This is a genomic window from Bradyrhizobium sp. USDA 3256 (assembly GCF_054058275.1).
Map to the genome: position 1 here is coordinate 1,893,710 of NZ_JBSSAE010000002.1, position 19,546 is coordinate 1,913,255.

The 19,546-nt window shown below is 63.8% G+C and carries 18 protein-coding genes and 1 pseudogene; 10 read left to right on the forward strand and 9 right to left on the reverse strand.

Annotated features, from left to right (window positions below):
- Window positions 1-48: 48 nt before the first annotated feature.
- The 6 genes from ACVWY5_RS10510 (at window position 49) to ACVWY5_RS10535 (ending at window position 5,056) form a co-directional block, all read left to right on the forward strand.
- Window positions 49-420 (forward strand): AraC family transcriptional regulator, encoded by a 372-nt coding sequence (locus tag ACVWY5_RS10510; RefSeq protein WP_321176781.1) that lies wholly within the window; start codon window positions 49-51, stop codon window positions 418-420.
- Between the two features lie 124 nt (window positions 421-544).
- Window positions 545-1,213, forward strand: coding sequence for a hypothetical protein (locus ACVWY5_RS10515; protein WP_198400294.1), 669 nt, complete (start codon window positions 545-547; stop codon window positions 1,211-1,213).
- 105 nt (window positions 1,214-1,318) lie between these two features.
- A complete protein-coding gene (locus ACVWY5_RS10520; protein WP_028331694.1) occupies window positions 1,319-1,660 on the forward strand; it encodes an HdeA/HdeB family chaperone in 342 nt (113 codons plus the stop codon).
- A gap of 94 nt (window positions 1,661-1,754) precedes the next feature.
- Entirely contained in the window at window positions 1,755-3,188 is a 1,434-nt protein-coding gene (locus tag ACVWY5_RS10525) for a DUF1254 domain-containing protein (protein ID WP_028331693.1), read from the forward strand.
- Between the two features lie 207 nt (window positions 3,189-3,395).
- Complete coding sequence (locus ACVWY5_RS10530) at window positions 3,396-4,409, forward strand: transporter (protein ID WP_051375979.1); 1,014 nt, start codon at window positions 3,396-3,398, stop codon at window positions 4,407-4,409.
- Between the two features lie 137 nt (window positions 4,410-4,546).
- Window positions 4,547-5,056 carry a DUF2721 domain-containing protein gene (locus tag ACVWY5_RS10535; protein ID WP_321176780.1) on the forward strand — a complete coding sequence of 170 codons (510 nt, stop codon included), beginning with the start codon at window positions 4,547-4,549 and terminating at the stop codon, window positions 5,054-5,056.
- A gap of 266 nt (window positions 5,057-5,322) precedes the next feature.
- Here the strand turns inward: ACVWY5_RS10535 and ACVWY5_RS10540 are convergent, their stop codons facing one another.
- The gene (locus tag ACVWY5_RS10540) at window positions 5,323-6,624 is read right to left on the reverse strand and encodes an MFS transporter (RefSeq protein WP_080666918.1); all 1,302 of its coding nucleotides are present in this window, start codon (window positions 6,622-6,624) and stop codon (window positions 5,323-5,325) included.
- Window positions 6,625-6,653: 29 nt separating this feature from the next.
- Window positions 6,654-7,886 (reverse strand): phosphonoacetate hydrolase, encoded by a 1,233-nt coding sequence (phnA, locus tag ACVWY5_RS10545; protein ID WP_038377100.1) that lies wholly within the window; start codon window positions 7,884-7,886, stop codon window positions 6,654-6,656.
- Window positions 7,887-7,995: 109 nt separating this feature from the next.
- On the opposite strand from phnA, the gene ACVWY5_RS10550 reads away from it, so the two are divergent.
- Window positions 7,996-8,964, forward strand: coding sequence for a LysR substrate-binding domain-containing protein (locus ACVWY5_RS10550; protein WP_051375978.1), 969 nt, complete (start codon window positions 7,996-7,998; stop codon window positions 8,962-8,964).
- 1 nt (window position 8,965) lies between these two features.
- On the opposite strand, the gene ACVWY5_RS10555 is transcribed toward ACVWY5_RS10550, so the two are convergent.
- The 5 genes and pseudogenes from ACVWY5_RS10555 to ACVWY5_RS10575 all read right to left on the reverse strand — a co-directional run bounded on the left by ACVWY5_RS10555 (window position 8,966) and on the right by ACVWY5_RS10575 (window position 14,189).
- On the reverse strand, window positions 8,966-9,868 hold the full coding sequence (locus tag ACVWY5_RS10555; protein WP_028331688.1) for an alpha/beta fold hydrolase: 903 nt from the start codon (window positions 9,866-9,868) through the stop codon (window positions 8,966-8,968).
- A gap of 6 nt (window positions 9,869-9,874) precedes the next feature.
- Window positions 9,875-11,495 (reverse strand): annotated as a pseudogene (locus tag ACVWY5_RS10560) (GMC family oxidoreductase).
- Window positions 11,496-11,692: 197 nt separating this feature from the next.
- Window positions 11,693-13,000 carry an MFS transporter gene (locus ACVWY5_RS10565; protein WP_028331686.1) on the reverse strand — a complete coding sequence of 436 codons (1,308 nt, stop codon included), beginning with the start codon at window positions 12,998-13,000 and terminating at the stop codon, window positions 11,693-11,695.
- Between the two features lie 233 nt (window positions 13,001-13,233).
- Entirely contained in the window at window positions 13,234-13,686 is a 453-nt protein-coding gene (locus ACVWY5_RS10570) for a MaoC family dehydratase (RefSeq protein ID WP_028331685.1), read from the reverse strand.
- Between the two features lie 11 nt (window positions 13,687-13,697).
- Window positions 13,698-14,189, reverse strand: a complete 492-nt coding sequence (locus ACVWY5_RS10575) for a MaoC family dehydratase (protein WP_028331684.1) — start codon at window positions 14,187-14,189, stop codon at window positions 13,698-13,700.
- A gap of 170 nt (window positions 14,190-14,359) precedes the next feature.
- Between ACVWY5_RS10575 and ACVWY5_RS10580 the strand changes: the two genes are divergently transcribed.
- Both ACVWY5_RS10580 and ACVWY5_RS10585 read left to right on the forward strand, forming a co-directional pair.
- Entirely contained in the window at window positions 14,360-15,130 is a 771-nt protein-coding gene (locus tag ACVWY5_RS10580; protein WP_028331683.1) for an IclR family transcriptional regulator domain-containing protein, read from the forward strand.
- A gap of 158 nt (window positions 15,131-15,288) precedes the next feature.
- Window positions 15,289-15,915, forward strand: coding sequence for a pyridoxamine 5'-phosphate oxidase family protein (locus ACVWY5_RS10585; protein WP_157347933.1), 627 nt, complete (start codon window positions 15,289-15,291; stop codon window positions 15,913-15,915).
- 43 nt (window positions 15,916-15,958) lie between these two features.
- Here the strand turns inward: ACVWY5_RS10585 and ACVWY5_RS10590 are convergent, their stop codons facing one another.
- Window positions 15,959-16,384: a hypothetical protein gene (locus tag ACVWY5_RS10590; RefSeq protein WP_028331681.1), complete on the reverse strand. Its 426-nt coding sequence runs from the start codon at window positions 16,382-16,384 to the stop codon at window positions 15,959-15,961.
- A 774-nt stretch (window positions 16,385-17,158) separates the two neighbouring features.
- Here ACVWY5_RS10590 and ACVWY5_RS10595 point away from each other — a divergent pair.
- Complete coding sequence (locus tag ACVWY5_RS10595; RefSeq protein ID WP_028331680.1) at window positions 17,159-18,331, forward strand: M20 aminoacylase family protein; 1,173 nt, start codon at window positions 17,159-17,161, stop codon at window positions 18,329-18,331.
- Between the two features lie 3 nt (window positions 18,332-18,334).
- On the opposite strand, the gene ACVWY5_RS10600 is transcribed toward ACVWY5_RS10595, so the two are convergent.
- Window positions 18,335-19,516, reverse strand: a complete 1,182-nt coding sequence (locus ACVWY5_RS10600) for a cytochrome P450 (protein ID WP_028331679.1) — start codon at window positions 19,514-19,516, stop codon at window positions 18,335-18,337.
- Between the last annotated feature and the right edge of the window lie 30 nt (window positions 19,517-19,546).

A 19,546-nucleotide genomic window follows, 5' to 3' on the forward strand; every position in this document is an offset into this window, starting at 1 on the left:
CAGGAGCACGGGCCTCACGCCTCAAACCAACCGATGAGAGCTGTCCGATTGCCTTCAGCCCAGGCGGTCCGCGCGGCCATTGTCGCGTCGCTGCGACACGGTGACGCAACTCTGGATAGCACCGCTCAGGCCCTCAAGATCAGCTCGCGCACGTTGCAGCGGCACCTTGGTCGCCTGGGCACCAGCCACAGCGAAATGCTCGCCGAAGTTCGCCTGGACATCGCCTGCCGCCTGCTCGGGGACTCAAGCAAGCGCCTGTCGGAAATCGCAAAATTCGTGGGATACAGTAATGCCAGCAGCTTCAGCCGCACTTTCGTGCGTTTGATGAAAATCCAACCCATCGCCTACAGGCAGCAGCAACTTTCCGATCGGCCGAGCGGGGCGAACCATCGCAAGAGATCTCACGCCGCCGGGCGATGAGAAGTTGTATCATTGGCGCGAAATGGCAAGACGCGCGATCTGAATTGGCGCGAAATGCGTAGCGAAGCTGATTGCCGAAATAATTGCGGCGCTCCCCCAAAGGGCGCCAAAGGAGATAACAACCATGACCCTTCGCTCAGCTCTGCTGGTATTCTGCGTCGCCGGATTGATTGCCGCTCCCCATAAGGTGCTTTCCCAATCTGCACCCGAGACCAAACCGCACGTCCCGCTTGAGAAGTCGATCGGTCAGGCAAAGCCGGAAGTCGTGCCATCGCTGTTCGTCCTCAATTCGCGCGGTGCGAGCCTGAAGGACGGGAAGCTCGTGCTGACGGGGGTTTCACCGAATGCGATCGTGTTCGCCGATCGGCCCGTGCGGGCAGCCGGTCACGATCTCACATCGCGAATTGTCGAGGATTGGGGCAATGGCACCGACAATTTCGCGAAAGATCCTCCAAACGCCACCGTGTCCGGGTTCAGGAAAGACGGATCGTCGGTAGCCGACGCCGTCGTCGTCCTGAAATCGCCCAAGCTCGACGGCGACAAGCTGACCTTCGATGTCGATCTGCTCGAAGGTGACCTTGCGGGAGCTGATGGACCTGCGTCGATCTTCATCGACATCATCGGTCGCCCATTCACGCCGCTGTCCTTTGCCGGCGTTGCCCGTCGAACCGCCTGGCGAGGGGCTTATTATCGCGGCGCTGCAGTCGCAGGTGCAGCCGCCCTTGGCGCCGCGGCTGCTTATCCCTATTACGCCCCGCGGTGCGGGTTCTATCCGTATCCGCCTTGCTACTGAGCATGCGACCGGCCACGTCGCAGCCTCCGGGCCGACCATGCAAGGTCGGCCCGATTTAAAGCCGAACATACGAGCTCACAGGAGAGGATCGTGGGACGAACCGCTATGATTGCAGCATCGCTGATCATCGCCGGCATTCAATCAGCGCATGCGCAGACCGACCTCAGCGCTTACGCCAATGCCGAAGGCTATCTGGATGTTCAGAAGCTGACATGCGCACAGCTCGCCGGAACGTGGCAAGGAGACGCCGATCTTCTCACTGCCTGGTACAGCGGCTGGTACAACGGCCTCGCGCGCAAGCATTACCTCGATATCAAAAAGTCCCGTGAGGCCGAGCACGAGGTGATCCAGCACTGCAAGGCTCATCCCGACCAGCTCATCATCGAGGCGATCGCAGTAGTCTTCAAGGATATGAGAGCGGCGCTAGGGATCAGGATGCAGCCGTAATTGTGAGCTCGGACACACCTTTACGGCAGGCCGACCTCGGGGCGGCCCCGACGATCGTTTGAAGACCATTCGATTTTGACACAAGGAGAGAACCATGGACATCACTCGTCGCAATCTTGGGCTTGGCGGAATGGGTCTGCTCACCGGAGCGGCGATCGGTCGACCGGCCGTTGCCGAGGAGGGGGCTTTCCTGGGTGTCGGCCAGGGCCTTGAAGACTTCTGGCTCGCGAGCGACGCCTACATATTCGGCTATCCGTTGGTGACGATGGAGATGACGCGGAGGATCATCACCAACGTCGCGGAGCCCGTGGGCACGCGAGGGCCGATGGGCCATATCATCAAGCTGCGCCAGTATCCGGACGCGTCGTTCCGCGATGTCACTGCGCCCAACGCGGACACGCTCTACACCACGTCCTTCCTCGACGTCGGCAAAGAACCGTGGGTCCTCAGCATCCCGGACATGAAGGGGCGTTATTTCCTGATGCCCATGCTTGATGGCTGGACTACGGTGTTCCAGGTGCCGGGCAAGCGCACCACCGGCACCGGCGCACAAACCTATGCCATCACCGGGCCCGGCTGGAAGGGCACGCTGCCGGACGGCGTGAAGGAGTACAAATCGCCCACCAACATCGTGTGGCTGCTCGGCCGCATCTATTGCACCGGAACGCCGGAGGACTACGCCGCCGTCCACAAGCTGCAGGACGAGTGCAAGCTCGTTCCGCTCAGTGCCTACGGCAAGCCGTACACGCCGCCTCCGGGAAAGGTCGATCCGTCGATCGACATGAAGACGGCTGTCCGTGAGCAGGTCAATCGCATGGACGCGGTGTCATATTTCAAGCTGCTGTGCGAGCTGATGAAAGCCAATCCGCCATATGCAGCAGACGCGCCCCAGCTCGCCAAATTTGCTCGCATCGGCATCGTTCCCGGACAGGATTTCGACGAGAGCAAGCTGAAGGCGGATTTCCTGAAGCGCGTCCCGGAGGTGTCGTTCGACAGGATCATGCTTCAGTTCAAAGTCAACAAGGCCGTCAGGGACGAGAACGGCTTTGCGTTCACGACGAAAACCGGCATCTACGGCACCGACTACCTGATGCGAGCCCTGGTGACCGCGATTGGGCTTGGTGCCAATCGTCCGCAGGATGCGGTCTACCCGACCTCGCAAAAGGATGCGGACGACCGCAAGTACAATGGTGCGAACAAGTACGTCATGCGGTTTCCCAAAGGCCACCTGCCTCCGGCCGAGGGATTCTGGTCGCTCACGATGTACGACAGCAGCTACTTCTTCGTGAACAATCCGCTCAACCGATATTCGATCAGTGCGCGGGAAAACCTGAAGGAGAATCCGGACGGCTCGACCGATCTCTACATTCAGAAGGACTCGCCCGGCAAAGACAAGGAATCCAACTGGCTCCCCGCGCCGGAGGGAGATTTCATACTCATGCTGCGCATGTACTGGCCGCAGGAAACCGACCCGTCGATCATCAACGGCACCTGGACGGTTCCTGCCGTCAAGAAGGTCGGGGCTTGAGAACCCGGCTTCGTGCCGGCTCCGCCGGGGCCGGCACGAACCAACGTGCTTCGATTTGCGGTCGCGAATCGTACGCTCGCGCAAGCCGGACCAGATCGTTCTGCGATGCGCCAAAGGTGGGGTGGGTGCGAAATGCGGCGTCATGATCTTTCGAAGAGGCGGCAACCAAACGGGCGAGGCAAGACACTCAGGGATGTCGGCATCGCCATGACAATGATCGTGGCATCATGCTCGTCTGAAGCCGCGCGTGCCGACGAGGCCGGCGTCTCATATTGGCTTCCCGGCCGCTTCGGCAGCCTCGCTGCGACCCCGCAGGTCCCCGGCTGGTCGATGGCGGAGGTCTACTATCACACCAGCGTAAGTGCATTCGGCAATGCCGCGGCCGCCAGGGAAATCCAGGTCGGCAGAATCCCCGCCGCGGCAAACGTCGATCTAAATCTGCATCTCAACGCGCAGGCGGATCTCATCCTTCTCAATCCCACTTATACGTTCGCAACGCCGGTGCTGGGTGGCCAACTTGCCATCGGCGTGACCGGGCTGTTCGGACGGTCAAGCGCGGATCTTGCGGGGACGCTCACGGCGGCCGTCGGTCCGCTGGCGACAACCCGCACCGGCAGCTTCGGCGATTCGATCACATCGGTCGGCGACCTCTACCCGCAGGCGACGCTGAAGTGGAACGCCGGGGTGCACAATTTCATGAGCTATGTAACAGGGGACATCCCCGTCGGAGCATACAGCCCGAGCAGCCTTGCCAATCTCGGCATCGGTCACGCGGCCATCGATGCCGGCGGCGGCTACACCTACTTCAACCAGCAGGCGGGCCACGAATTTTCCGCGGTCGCGGGCTTCACCTATAATTTCAAGAATCCGGATACCCAGTACCAGAACGGGGTCGACTTCCATCTGGATTGGGGCGCCTCCCAGTTCCTGTCAAAGCAGGTTTTCGTCGGCCTGGTCGGATATGCCTATCAGCAGATCACCGACGATTTCGGCCAGCACCCTCTCCTGGGAGGCTTCCGGTCCCGCGTGCTTGGCCTTGGTCCGCAGATCGGCTTCCTGTTTCCCGTAGGTGACATGCAGGGTTATCTGAATCTCAAAGGGTATGGAGAATTTGCAGCAGAGAATCGCCCGGCCGGCTGGAACACCTGGTTGACGTTCTCGATCTCTCCGATGGCGCCGACCAGCACCGTGACGCCGACCCGACGGGTCGCGACAAAATAGCAGCGCTGCTGGCGCCTTCGATTGTGCCGAGATCACGCCACTATGGGCCGCAACCGTGCCGGTGGCTGCCGATGCCCGCCGTTCGGACGCCGCCCGGCAATTTTCGCCGACGCCGGTTCGATACGCGGGCGTCGTGATTGTCAGGCCGCACGGCCCATGTTGCCAATGCTCGGCCGATTGATTTCAGCCGCGCTAATCCGAAAGTGGAGTCGATGTTACCGGATACGCCGTCGGTCAGTCAGCTCTCTCAGGTGATTTCTCAAGCGGCGGCGCCCGCATTTCTGCTCGGCGCATTGGCGGCCTTTATCGCGGTGCTGATTTCCCGCCTGAACCGGATCATCGACAGATCGATTTACCTGAACCAAATTTCGGATCAGGATCAGGAGAGATGCCGGCTCAAGGCAGACCTGCCGCGTCTTGCTCGGCGTGCCACCATGATCAATCGTGCGATCTTCTGGTCTATCATGGGAAGCATCTCGATCAGCATTGTCATCGTCGTCGGCTTTGTGAGTGCGTTCCTTCACATCCAACACGAGCGGGGCGTCGCCATCCTCTTCATTGTCTCCGTTGTGGCTTTCATCGTGTCGTTGGTCGATTTCGCGCGAGAGGTCCGAATTGCCCTGAGCGAGCTCGATCACTACGGCTAGATGCAATTGATACATTCACGCCTTAACGCGCGCGCGCGGAAGCCGATGAGGGCGTCGCCGCTTCCGACGGATGCGACTATGCGTGCCGCAACATGGAATCGACCCGCGACATAGATGAACGGCCCCATGCCCAGTACCACCACACCGAGGCGAGCCGGCATCACGCCGAGAACTACGGCAAGCACTAGCCGTTTTGGCACTGCGTGAGCAGCCTGCGCCGTCCCCGCAATGGGACGGCGATTTTCTTTTTGGCGGGCGTTCAGCCCCTATCGCCTGATGAGCAGCGCCGAGACGGCGCTCGCTGCGCACAGGCATGCGACGGTCGGAAAGATGATCGCCGTATTGCCGGTGTGATCCATGAATCGCCCGATCAACGGCTCGCCAATCCCGGCGCAGGCGTACGAAATGAAATTGAGGACGCCGGTTGCGGTTCCGGCCAGGCGACGGCCGAAGATGTCGGGACATAGCGCCCAGAACGACGACGCCGGGCCGAACACGAAGAAGCCGCACAGGAACAGGCCCGCGATCCCGACCAGGCTGCCGTGTGGCACGAGCTCCATCGCGAGCGCGATGATCGCGGCCATCACCATGTAGGAGATGATCGCGAGATAACGCCGTGATCTAAACAGAACATCCGAAATCCAGCTGTTGGTCGACGCGCCAAGCGCCATACCGACCGGCAGTGCGACGGTAATCCAGACCGGATCGATGACCGTCGCGGCCGATTTCCAGTTTGGCCCGAGGAAGTGGACGGGGACCCAGACCAGCAGGGCGTATCGCGCGGCGTTCTGAAATCCGATCGACAGGCCCGTTGCGTAGAGCCGCCAGTTCGAGAGCACCGCGCGATAGCGCGCGCCGCTGGTCTTGGTGTCGACCTCGCTGTCGCCGTCCGCCTCATCGGGCGACTTCTCGTCGGCGGGCCCTTTGAGGCCGAGATCCTCGGGCCGCTCGCGCACCACGAGGAACATGACGACGGCGCCGAACAACATCAGGAACACCGACAGCCGGAAGATCCACCGCCAGTCGAGCCCGAGCGTGCCGAGAATGATGATCGGCACGAAATAGGCGAGGACCGACGAAAATCCGGACATGCCGACATAGAATGAATAGACGAAGCCGCGATGCCGGTGTCCCCACCAGTTCGAGAGCAGCCGGCTGCCCGGCGCGAATCCCATCGCCTGGAAATATCCGTTGAGGCCCCACGCCAGCAGCAGGGCGACGAAGCCGCCTGACAGGCTCGTCGCCCAATTCGCCGCGAACGAGAGGACCGCGCCGGCGAGCATCATGACGCGGCCACCCCATTTGTCGCCGAGATTGCCGTTGATCGACTGGCCGAGCGCGTAGGCCCACAGCATCGATGCGCTGACCCACCCGAGCATCTCCTTGGATAGTCCGAGCTCCCTCTGAATGCCAGGGATGGCAAAGCCAAAGGTTTGGCGTCCGAGGTAGTAGAAGAGGTAGCAAAAGGAGACGCCGAGCAGCGCCGTCCATTTGTAGCGCCGATACATCTGCGCCGCAGCCGTTTCGGTTGCGAGCGCCCGTGCAAAGGCCTGCCCAGTATCGAGCATGGCGTGTCCTCCTGTGCTTTTGTTTTGATTTATTGCGCGCCGTTCAGCGCAAACTCGAAGATGTCGAAGTTGCGCATGCGCCTGGTCTTCGCGAGCTTGCGATAGGCATCGTTCAGCTGGTGCGACAGGATGAACGGCACGATCTGCTCGCTCAGTCCGCCATGCGACCGGAGGCGGTGGCCGTCGAGTCCGCTGAGATCGTGCTCCGCCCGCGTCGAGCCGATTGTCGTGTGGGTGTCGCCGATCGTGACGAAATCCCCTTCGCGGTCGAGCGGCATTTGGTAGCGGCTCGCGGCGCTCGGCCCGTCGAGCACGAGCGCAATTCCCGGAATGGCCGCCGACGCCTCCATGACCTCGGCGAGGTCGAGCCCCTTACGCAGGTAGACGCGAACGAAGGAGCCAAGCGCGCCATGATGCTTCACGAACGGATCGGTGATCGGACAGATCACCCGCGCCGCACGTGGACCGAAGCGCCGGTTCAGCTCGTCCTCGAGGAAGATCACGCGCGGGGTTCCGTCCGTGTTCGCCTTGTCGTTCATCCCGTGATCGGCAATCAGCCCGACCACGGCGCCAAGCTCGGCGATGCGGCCCACCTTCTGGTCGACGGCGCGGTGAAAGAAATCCGCTGCCGCCTCGCCCGGACCGTGCGCGTGCTGAACCAGATCGGACAGCGAGAGATAGAGCAGCTCGGCGCGATCTTGCTCAAGAAGCTTGATGCCGGCGTCAAGGACGAACAGCGACAGGTCGGGGCTGTACATGTCGGGCGTCGGCCGCCCGACCAGGGCTTCGACATCCGCAATGCCGTTCTCCGCCATGGTCGCGCTTCCGGCTTTCTCCGACGAGAAGCAAATTCCGCCTTCCATCCGGTGGCCGAGCATCTTGCGCAGCTTGTCCTTGGCGGTCACCGCAGCGACGCGAACGCCGGCGCGCGACATCTCGGCGAGGATGGTCGTCGCCCGCATCGGCGTTGCATCGACGATCATGATTTCCTTGCCGGTCTCGCGATCGAGATAATAGTTTCCGGAGATGCCATGAACCGCCGGCGGCGCGCCGGTCACGATCGAGACGTTGTTCGGATTGGTGAAGGTCGGCATCGCGGCGTCGGCGAGGGCCGCGAACCCGCTTCGCATCATCTGCGAAATATTGGGGAAGACCTCCCTCGCGTTGGGGAAATTGAGATAGCGCGGGTCGCATCCGTCGAGGCAGATAACGACGGTGGGGCGTGTGGGCTTGCTGTAGGTCCGCCCGTTGACTTCGATCATGATGGCTCCTTGTCCGGCCAGGGCCGATAAGCGGCTTCGGAGCGATCCTAGGAAGCAGCGGTCGGAATAAAAATTGAATAATTTACCGGTTCATGTAACTTCCATTCCCATGAAGCTGCGCGATCTTCCACTGGTGTCGCTCCGGACGTTCGCCGTCGTCGCGGAGACCGGCGGGGTCGGCGCCGCTGCGGACGCGCTCGGCGTCACCCACAGCGCGGTCAGCAAGCAGGTCAAGTTGCTCGAACGCTGGCTGGGACAGGCACTGTTCACACTGGAGGGCCGACGGCTGGTTCTCACACCCTTCGGCCTTGTGCTGTCGCGCGAGGTGGGGCGTGCGCTGGAGGATATTGCCGGTGCCTGCGCCTATGTGCAGCGCCAGCGCGAGCGCCGCACGGTCACGATCGAGGCGCCGGCGACCTTTGCGATGTACTGGCTGCTGCCGCGCGTCAATCGCTATCGCGCCCAAAACCCCCGCACAGATGTGTGGGTATCAACCAGGATGACGGGGCAGCTGCCGAATTTCTCGGCCCATGACCTTGTCGTGACGCGCGGGGAGGCGGCGGTGACTTCCTCGCGTCTCAGCGAGCGCGCCCTGCTGTTTCGCGAGGACCTGGCGGTATTGACGTCGCCGAAACTGCTGGCGCGGAAGCCGCTCGCAAAGGCCGCCGACGTCAAAAGCCATCATCTGATCGAGTCGATGACCCGGCCCCAGGAATGGGCGGCATGGTTGAAGCACGTGGGCATCACCGATGCGTTCGTGGCCGGCGGTCACCGCTTCGATCACCTGTTTGTGGCAATACAGGCAGTCAAGGATGGACTTGGATCGGTGGTAGCGCCGCAGAACGTCCTGCGAGAGGCGATCGCGAGCCATGATCTGGCAAGTCCGTTCCCGGAACTGAACTTTCCGGGTGAATGCTATTTCTGCTATGGCGCGGCCACCAGCGTCGATCCCGCGACACAGAAGTTCAGGGACTGGCTGGTTCAGGAAGCGCGATCGCAAGCCAAGGCGCCGCGCGCAACACAGCGGACCGGAGAATGTCCACGTCCGGTGAAATCGAGCTCCAGGCGCAGCCGTTGATCTAGCCGGTTCGTGTTGCAAAAGCCCTGAGCGCTGCCACCATCAGCTCCGGCGCTTCCTGCGCGACGCAATGTCCGACGCCGTCGAACGTCCAGCGGCTCGCATGCGGGATCAGCGCCGCGGCGCGGCCTGCCATCTCCTTGTAGATCGGCCATGACTGTTCGGCGGTCGCGATGCAGACCGGGCAGGCGATGTCGGAGAACCACGGGAACGGATTGCCGCGGCCATCGCCGGTATAGATCTGCTCCATGGCCTGGAAGATCGGCAGCAGCATCGCGGATTCGATTTCGGGCGTGCAGTGCAAGCGCACGCGGCCGTCGTCGAGCTTTGCGAAGCCATGATGGACATAGGCCCGCAACGATGGTTCGGTCCATGTTGCGAAGGTCGGCGCGGCGCGCAGCCGCCGGAACAGGTCGTCGGCGTTGTCGAACTCGGCCCGGCGGCGCAGCGCGCCCTGCACCGAGCCGTTCGCGATCTCGCTGAGGCCGCCGGCGCGCGGCGCGCGCGGATCCATCGCGGTCGGCTCCGTGACATGCAGGCGCGCGAAGCGACCGGGCATCAGTCTGGCTGCGAGCAGCAGGTCGGTTGCGCCGGCACTGTGACCGATGCCGTAGATGTCATGGAGGTCGAGGCGCTCCACCACCATGCGGACGTCTTCGGCAAAATCCCGGAAGTGATAGCGATCGGCCGGCGGCTTGTGGCTCAGGCCGTGGCCGCGGCGGTCGAGCGCGTAGACGGTGTAATCGGCCGCTAGCGCCTCTGCGACCTCGGTCCACACCTCCGCGACAAAGCCTGTGCCGTGCTGCAGCAGTGCCGGCGGCTTGTCCGACGCAGGCTCGCCCCATCGCGACACTGCGATGTTCGCGCCGTCATCGCCAACAAAGAGACGCTGCGGCTCGGTCATGTTCTGCTATCGCGCATCCTGCAGGATCATCGCCGCGGCCTTTTCGGCGATCATCGCCGTCGGCGTGTTAGTATTGCCCGATGTGATGGTCGGCATCACGGAGGCATCCGCGATGCGCAGGCCGTGCAGGCCGTAGAAGCGGAGCCGCTCGTCGACCACGGCCATCGGATCGTTGGCCGTTCCCATCTTCGCGGTGCCGACGGGATGGAAGATCGTGGTGCCGATGTCGCCGGCAGCCTTGGCGAGCGAAGCATCGTCGTCGCCGACCGAGGGGCCGGGCAGGAATTCCTCGGGATGATATTTCTCCAGCGCCTTCTGCTTCATCAGTCTGCGCGTGGTGCGGATGGCGTCGGCCGCGACCTGGCGGTCGTCGTCGGTCGACAGATAATTCGGCGCGATCGACGGCTTGTCGTCGGGTGCGGACGATTTGATGCGCACGGTGCCGCGCGAGCTCGGCTGCAGATTGCAGGCGCTCACCGTGATCGCGGGGAAGCGGTGCAGCGGATCACCGAACTTGTCGAGTGACAGCGGCTGCACGTGGAACTGGATGTTGGCGCGCGAGCGCGTCGCGTCCGAGCGCGTGAAGATGCCGAGCTGCGACGGCGCCATGGTCAGCGGCCCGCGGCGGCGAAATGCGTAGTCGAGGCCCATCAGGCCGCGGCGAACCAGATTGTAATAGGTTTCGTTCAGCGTACGCACGCCGGAGACCTTGTAGATCGCGCGCTGCTGCAGATGATCCTGCAGGTTATGGCCGATGCCCTGCACGTCGAGCACGATGTCGATGCCGAGCGGCGACAGCCATTCGGACGGACCGATGCCGGAGCGCTGCAGCACCTGCGTGGTTCCGATCGAACCGGCGCAGAGGATCACCTCACCCCTGGCGCGCGCCTCCACGGTCTCATTGCCCTGGCGGAACAGCACGCCGGGCGGCGCGGCCGCTCTCGATGACCAGGCGGTCGACCAGCACGTCGGTTTCGAGCCTGAGATTGCTGCGGTTCAGCACCGGTTTGAGGAAGCCGCGCGCCGACGACCAGCGCCGGCCGCGCTTCTGGTTGACGTGGAAGTAGCTGGTGCCCTCGTTGTCGCCGGTGTTGAAATCCGGGATGCGCTTGATGCCCATCTCCTCGGCGGCATCGCCGACCGCATCGAGGATCTGCCACGACAGCCGCGGCGCCTCGATGCGCCAGCCGCCGCCGACACCATGATGCTCGCTTTCACCGAGGAAATGATCCTCCAGCCGCTTGAACGCCGGCAGCACGTCGCTGTAGCTCCAGCCGGTGAGGCCAAGCTGCCGCCAGTGGTCGTAATCAGCGGCCTGGCCGCGCATCGAGATCATGGCGTTGATGGCGGAGGAGCCGCCGATCACCTTGCCGCGCGGGTAGGCGAGCGCGCGGCCGTTGAGGCCGGGCTCGGCCTCGGTCTTGAACATCCAGTCCGAGCGCGGATTGCCGATCGCGAAGAGATAGCCGACCGGGATATGAAACCAGATCCAGTTGTCCTTGCCGCCGGCTTCCAGCAGCAGCACGCGCTTCTTCGGATCGGCCGACAGGCGGTTGGCCATGATGCAGCCCGCCGTGCCTGCGCCGACGATAATGTAGTCGAAATCACCCTCGAGCCTTCGCGGCATGTCCTCGTTCCCGGCAAGCGTCTTTTGTTGGGCCCCTTCTATAGCGTTTTCGAGCGAAGTGGAGCCCGGTTCGCGTGAAGAAGACGCGTCAATACTAGAAAATAGACCTCGGTTCTGACAGGGTCAGGACCGGGTTCTATCCAGACGCAGCGGGCCGACACAAGCCCGGCGGAGCGCGCCGGGCGTGCGCTGGATGCTCAGGGGCGGCTCGGTTCGGCCAGTGTGACCTCATGTCTCGCGCGGGGAACGCAGACGATCAGCGTCAGCATGCCGATGCCGAGCAGGGCGCCGACGAGGGCGACCGGTGCGTAGATGCTCCCGGTCGCGACATTCATCCAGCCGATCAGGGCAGGGCAGACCGCGCCGCCGAACGAGCCGATCGCTGAGATCAGCGCGATGCCGCCGGCCGCGGCGCTGCCCTCCAGCATCGCGTTCGGAATCGTCCAGAACAGCGACAGGATCGCGAAGATGCCGATCGAGGCGACGGCAAGCAGCGTCACGGTCAGGAGCACGCTGTCTTGCGCGGCCTGCAAGGCGATGAAGCAGGTCGCCGCAACGAGGCCGCAGCAGACCACGTGCCAGCGCCGTTCCTGTGTGCGGTCGGAACTGTAGCCGATCGCCACCATGCCGATCGCGGACGCAACCGAGATCGCGCCGCTCAGCCAGCCGATCTCGGTGGTGGTCGCCACGCCGACGCGTTTCAGCAGCGTCGGGGTCCACAACAGGATGGTGTTGAGCGAGCAGAAGAACGCGAAGTAGATGAAGGAGAGCAGATAGACGCGCGGCTCGCGCAGCGCCGCCGCGAAGCTCCGCGTGGTGCCGGGAACGGCGGCGCGGTCGCGGGCGAGGTCGCTTGCGACCTGCCGTCGCTCGTCGGCGTTCAGCCAGCTCGCGACCTGCGGTCCGTCGGCGAGGTAGAAATAGGCGGCGATGCCGAGCAGCACGGCCGGCCCGCCTTCGAGGATGAACAGCCACTGCCAGCCATGCAGGCCATGGACGCCCTGCATGTGGTCCATGATCAGGCCCGACAACGGTCCTGCAATGACGCCGCCGAGCGGCACCGCCATCACGAACAGGCTCGTCATGCGGCCGCGCACGCGATCCGGGAACCACAGCGTCAGATAATACAGGATGCCGGGGAAGAACCCGCCCTCGGCGGCGCCGAGCAGGAAGCGCAGCAGATAGAGGTGATACTGGTTCTGCACCAGCGCGAGCAGCACGGTGACTGCGCCCCACAGCACCATGATCCGCAGCAGCGTCTTGCGGACGCCGACCTTGACCAGCAGGAGATTGCTCGGCACTTCGAGCGCGACATAGCCGACCGAGAAGATGCCGGCGGCAAGCCCGAACACGGCGTCGTCGATCTGCAGGTCGTGCAGGAATTGCAGCTTGGCAAAGCCGATGTTGAAGCGATCGATGATCGCAACCGTGTAGCACGCCAGCAGGAACGGGATCAGGCGCCAGGCGATCCGTCCATAGAGCCGCGAATGGGCCGCATCCTGCATCGAAACCTCCGAATAATTCTTTTGATTGTTGAGTGGGGTCGCGCCGCGACGGCGCTACGCTCCCTCGCCCCGTCCTTACGGGGAGAGGGCTGGGGTGAGGGGCTGCCTCCGCATAATGCGGCGATAGCTGTGTCCGCGGAGGCTCCCCCTCACCCGGAGCGCATCTGACGGTGCGTTCCGGCCTCTCCCCGCACGGAGGAGAGGCGAAGTGGGAGCCCCCGAGTTGCGTCCCGCTAGCCCGCCTTCGCGTTCGGCGGAAACTCCAGCATCGCTTCGCCGGCTGCGACCGTCTCGCCGCGCTGGTTCTGTACGGCGACGTCGACCAATACCCAGCGCGATTTGGCCGATATCTGCTTGGCTTTGACGGTGCCGGCCGGGCGGATGGTGTCGCCGGGCTTCACCGGCTTCAGCCAGCGCGTCTCGAGCCTGCGATGGATCGCGCCGGCCGGAAGCGCCCAGTCGGTCAGCATGCGCGAGATCAGGCCGAAATTGTTCATGCCGTGCATGATGATGCCGCCGAAATTGGTCTTGCCGAAATCGCCCTTCATGTAGTTGTCGTCGAGATGCAGCGGGTTGTAGTCGAGCGATGCATCGCAGAACAGGCGGATCGATTCGCGCGAAACCGCGAATGCCGGGCCGTCGATGGTGTCGCCGGCCTTGAGAGATTCGAAATTCGCCGTGGTCATGGTGATCCTCCTTACATCGGACGGATGGTCTGGCCGCGACCCGAGCAGATCACGTCGCCATGCTGGTTGAAGAAGACGTTGTCGTGCACCACGAACAGCCGCTCGCGCTTAATGAACTTGTCGAGCGCGCGAGCCTGCAGGGTGATGGTGTCGCCGGGGCGGGCCGGGATGTTGTAGCTCCACGACTGTCCGGCATTGACGGTGCCCGGCGAGCGCATCCAGTCGTCGGCCGGCGTGCAGGCGAACATCAAGAGGATATGGATCGCGGGCGGCGCGATCAGCCCGCCATAGGGCCCGGCCTTCGCGGCTGCTTCGTCCAGATAGAGCGGATTGGTCTCGCCGACCGCGCGGCAGTACAGCGCGATCGCTTCCTGCGTGAGCTTGTAGGGCAGCGTCTTGCGCGGCTCGCCGGGCACGATGTCGTCCCACACCTTGCGCAGCTTCGCGTCTTTCCAGAAATCGGTTTCGAACGGGGTGGCCGCAGAACTTTCCGCTTGCGCCATCGTGCATCCTCCTGCTATTTGGTTCGCTAGGCGAACAATTCATTCGCTGTATGAATTGACGCTAGCGCGGTCGGGAGCCCCTGACAAGCGCGCAGGGTCGCGTCATGTGCAGGCAGCCATGCGGGCTGCGATGTCGCGAGCGCGATGACGGAACCAGCTAGGCGCCCGCCATGAGCAAAGAGAGTGACGGCTTCGTGCGCGCGATTGCGCGCGGCTTCTCGATCATCGAGGCACTCGGCAAGCCGCCGGGGCGGCACACGCTGGCGGAGGCTGCCGATACTGCCGGCCTCAACCGCGCCACCGCGCGGCGTATCCTCGCGACCCTGATCGCGCTGAAATATTGCGCCTCCGACGGACGCTATTTCAGCCTGCGGCCGCGCGCGCTCGGGCTCGGGCTGTCTTATCTCAACGCGCTGCCATACTGGGGTCATGCGCAGCGTGCGCTGGAAAACCTGCGCAACGAGATCGGCGAGTCCTGTGCGATGGCGGTGCTCGACGAGGATGAGATCGTCTATGCGCTGCGCCTGCCGGCGCGGCGGATTCTTTCCGCCAATCTCGGCGTCGGCAGCCGGCTGCCCGCGCATCTGGTTTCGCTCGGCCGCGTCATGCTCGCGGCGCTGCCGCCCGGCACCCGCGAGGCTTATCTCGCGACCGGGGGCTTCAGGCAGGTCACGCCGCGCACGGTCACTGATCCGGAGCGTCTTGGCGAGTTGCTCGCGCGGGTGGAGAGCGACGGCTATGCCTGGATCGATGGTGAGCTCGATCCGGCGATCTGCGGCATCGCGGTGCCTTTGCGCGATCCCGCGGGCGCGGTGGTCGCCGCGCTCAGCGTCAACACGATCTCGGGGACGGTGAGCGAAGCCGGCGCGCGCAAGAAATTCCTGCTGCCGCTGCGCCGCACCGCGCAGGAGATCCGCAGCCAGATGCTGACATCAGGGTAGGGAACGGCCGTCATCGACGCCTTTTCACCCGCTCCGGACCTGGATGGCTTTCCACGCCCATGCCGAATGAATAGTCTTTCGCCTTGCTGGCCGGGTGAACTGCCAAGGAAAATCCCGGCTACGTCAACGTCGATTGCTCAACTTGCCGGAGGATTCCTGTGGCCGACCCAGTCCGCGCCCCTTTCTATCACGACGGAATGCGTGAGTTGCAGGACCGCTTCGACGGTCGTCGTGTCGCCGACGGCCTCGAGAAGCATCGCCTGCATTTCGAATTCTGGGAACAGGACCGCAAGCTCATCGAGGAGACACGATTCTTTTTCATCGCGACCAGCTATCAGGACAACGTCGATTGCTCGATGCGGTCCGGCGATCCCGGCTTCGTGAAGATCACCGGGCCCGATACGCTTGAATTCCCTGAATACGACGGCAACAACATGTATCGCACGCTCGGCAATATTCACCGCAACCCGAACATCGGGTTGCTGTTTGTACGGCTCGACGGCAAGACGTTTCGCACGCGCATCCGAGGCAAGGCAACGATCCACGATAGCGCGGAGGCGCTTGCCGGGCATCATGGCGCGAAGGTCGTCGTGCGCGTCAAATGCGAGATCTTTCCAAATTGCCCGCGCTACGTTCCGGACCTGATGGGCGCCTCAGCGGACGTACCGGCGAATCTGTATGTGCCTCGGCCCGGGTACGAGCCGCCCGCACCGGAATGGAAAAGCCGGGACTACCTCAAGGACGTCCTGTCGAAGTACGATCCGCATCGGAAACGTGACGCATAGCGGACAGCCGGGAACCGCAGCCGGACGAGCGAGCAAACCGCGATCAGGGCAGCGGCGCCATGTAGGGGATGCTGCCGACCAGAGCGAACACCTGCACCGCGTTGCACAGCATGCCGCCCCAATGCAGCTGGCGCAGCCGCCGCACCGCGGTCGGATCGCCGGCGTCTCGCGCGTCTGCCTCGGCATCGAGCCGCCGCAGAAACCATTGCCGCGCCAGCACCGCGAACCCCGCGATCAAGGCGATGCCGAGCGCAACGGCGTACCGGCCGGCCGTGGCAAAGGCCAGTGTCCCGATCACGCCCGAGACAGTGAGCACCAGGAAATAGGCGTTGAACATGCCGCGCAGCAGCCGGGTGACGGGTGGGACGTCGAGCTTCACAAGCAGGAACGCCGGCGCCGCCAGCAGGAAGTATCCCATCGGCACCAGCAGGATGATGGTGGAAAACAACACCGCCTGATCCGGCGTCATGCAGCCGCTCCCTGTTGGAAGGCGAGAGGATTTCGGTGCGGAAAACCTGGGGTAGTATCCGCGCCGGATATTTCTCGCACTATTAGGCTTTGGTCGGATGCGTTCGTTTGCGTCGGGTCTGTCGGTGACAACGATTCTGACGGTAGACCCGTCCGGCAAGTCCTTGGTCTCCGAGTAGATCTTTGCTGTAAAGGCGAGCCAGTCTCGACAGGAGCACATCCATATATTGTCGACCGTGTATTCGTCGCCGAACAGGGGAAGTGTCGTGAAGGCGTAGCACCGGGAAGGGTCAAGAATCAGTCCTGCCGAGCGGCACCGATCGACCAATGCGCGCAATAGCCAGCCATCTGCATCATCAACGCAACGTTGGCGGAACGTTTCCTCCGAGTCGGCAATCTTGTTGATCGAGCCCGCCGATACCTCCAGCATGTGAACGGCTCCCTCCGCATCGGCCAAGAATACGTCCAGGAACAGGTTGGCTCCCAGAACGCGGCTCCCGGCAGGCAGGATGTCCGACCAGGCGGCGAGTTGGGTGAGCGTTACTTCAACCGGAAGGAAGTCTGTGCGGTCCTGTTCCATCGCAAGATCATGAATGCCCGGTCGCACTGCGACAAGCCGGAATGCACGGCAACGCGCTTTCGACGATTTCCGGTCGGCCGGCTCTGCATTTGCCGTGCCGCCGGACCCAATCCGGAGCATGCCACATCTGTTTGGGTGGACCGGCTCTTGCATGCTAGAGATGACTTACGTCCAACCTCTGAGGCCAGAATTCTCATGCCCATCGTGAACCGCGTCGCCGATCTGCAACCCGATATCCAGGCCTGGCGCCGCGACATCCATGAAAACCCCGAGTTGCTCTACGATGTGCACCGCACTGCATCATTCGTCGCCGACCGGTTGCGCGAGTTCGGCTGCGACGAGGTCGCGACCGGGCTCGGCAAGACCGGCGTGGTCGGGGTCATCAAGGGCAAGAAGGGGCCGGCCAAGGGCGACGTCAAGGTGATCGGCCTGCGTGCCGACATGGATGCGTTGCCGATCCACGAACAGACCAATTTGCCCTACGCCTCGAAGACGCCGGGCAAGATGCACGCCTGCGGCCATGACGGCCACACCGCGATGCTGCTGGGGGCGGCGCGCTATCTCGCCGAGACGCGCAATTTCGCCGGCGACGCCGTCGTGATCTTCCAGCCGGCCGAGGAGGGCGGTGCCGGTGCGGCGGCGATGATCAAGGACGGCCTGATGGACCGCTTCGGCATCGAGCAGGTCTACGGCATGCACAACGGTCCGGGGATTCCGATCGGCTCGTTCGCGATCCGCACCGGCCCGATCATGGCCGCGACCGATGCGATCGACATCAAGATCGAAGGGCTCGGCGGCCATGCGGCGCGGCCGCACAAGTGCATCGATTCCGTGCTGGTCGGCGCGCAGCTCGTCACCGCTTTGCAGCAGATCGTCGCGCGCACCGTCGATCCGCTCGACTCCGCCGTGATCTCGATGTGCGAATTCCACGCCGGCAACGCCCGCAACGTGATCCCGCAGACCGCGGAGCTGCGCGGCACTGTGCGCACGCTGACCCGCGAGGTGCGCGACCTCATCGAGAAGCGCGTGCGCGAGGTGGTCGACGGCGTTGCGAAGATGACCGGCGCCAAGATCGATCTGACCTATGAACGCGGCTACCCCGTCACCGTCAACCATGAGGCGCAGACCGAATTTGCGAGCCGCATCGCGCGTGAGGTCGCGGGCGCGTCCAACGTGCACGAGATGCCGCCGCTGATGGGCGCCGAGGATTTTTCCTACATGCTGGAAGCGCGACCCGGCGCCTTCATCTTCTGCGGCAATGGCGACAGCGCCGGCCTGCATCACCCTGCCTACAATTTCAACGACGAGGCGATCGTCTTCGGTACGTCGTATTTCGTGAAGATCGTGGAGAACGCGCTGGCGGCGTGAAGTTCACGCATCCCATCTGACCGGCAGCGTCACCGGACCGCGGAACACCCAGCCGCGCACGACCGGCGGCGCCTCCGCGCGGAGGCGCAGATTGCGCAGGCGCGCGAACAGCATCGGCGCCACGATCCTGCCGACGGTGAGCCGCGACACCCAGGTGCCGGCGCAGAAATGCGGTCCGGCGCCGAATGCCAGATGCGATTGCTTGGGCCGCGTCACGTCGAAGCGATCGGGTTCGGCGAAGCGGCTGCCGTCGCGGTTCGCGGCGCCTACGCAGAGGCCGATCTGAAGGTCTTGCGGCAGCGTGGTGCCGGAGAGATCGACGTCGCGGGTGACGCGGCGCGGATACATGCCGATCGGCGAGATCCAGCGCACCGCTTCCTCGAGCGCGGCCGGCCACAGCTCGGGCTTCGCCAGCACGCCGACCTTCTGCGCCGGGTTTTCCAGGAGGCCGAGCACAAGCGTCAGGATCGCGTCGCGCGGCTCGTTCAGGCCGCCGCCGATGATCACCTTGATGTTGGCGCGGATGCCCTCGATCGGCATCGGCGGATCGGCATTGATCATCGAGGACAGGATCGAAGGATTCGGCTGACGGCGGTGATCGTCGAGCACCGCGTCGATCGCGGCATCGACCTCGGCGCTCGCCTGCATCGCCTTACGCTCGATCTCGGCATCGGCGGTATAGTTTCCGGCGCCGTCGATCAGCGCCTGCGACCACTCGGCGAGGGTCTGCCACGGCATCGCGCGAAAGCCGATCATCGCCATCAGGCTGAGCGAGGCCATCGGCGCGGCAAGGGCGGAGAACAGATCGGCCTCGTCGCTCGCGGACAGGTCGTCGATCAGCGCCGCCGCGATCGCGGTAAATTGCGGTGCCCAATACTCCTTGATTGTGGCCGGACGGAACGAGGGCTCGATCGCCCTGCGGCCGATCGCATGCTCGGCGCCGTCCTTGCGCATGAAGGTCGGCCCCATCACCTTGTTGACCAGCGAGGCCGGATTGTCGGCCGAGTAGGTCTCGGGATCGCGCTCGATCCGCATGATGTCGTCGAAACGCGTCACCAGCGTCAGCTTCGCGGGCGCGACGAAGACCGCCGGCGCGATCTCGCGCAGGCGGCGGAAGATCGGATACGGGTCGTCGAGCAGATCCTGATACGCGATATCGGTGACGACAGGCACGGCGCTGGTCATTGGTCCTCCCGGGAGCGCTTTTTCGCCAAG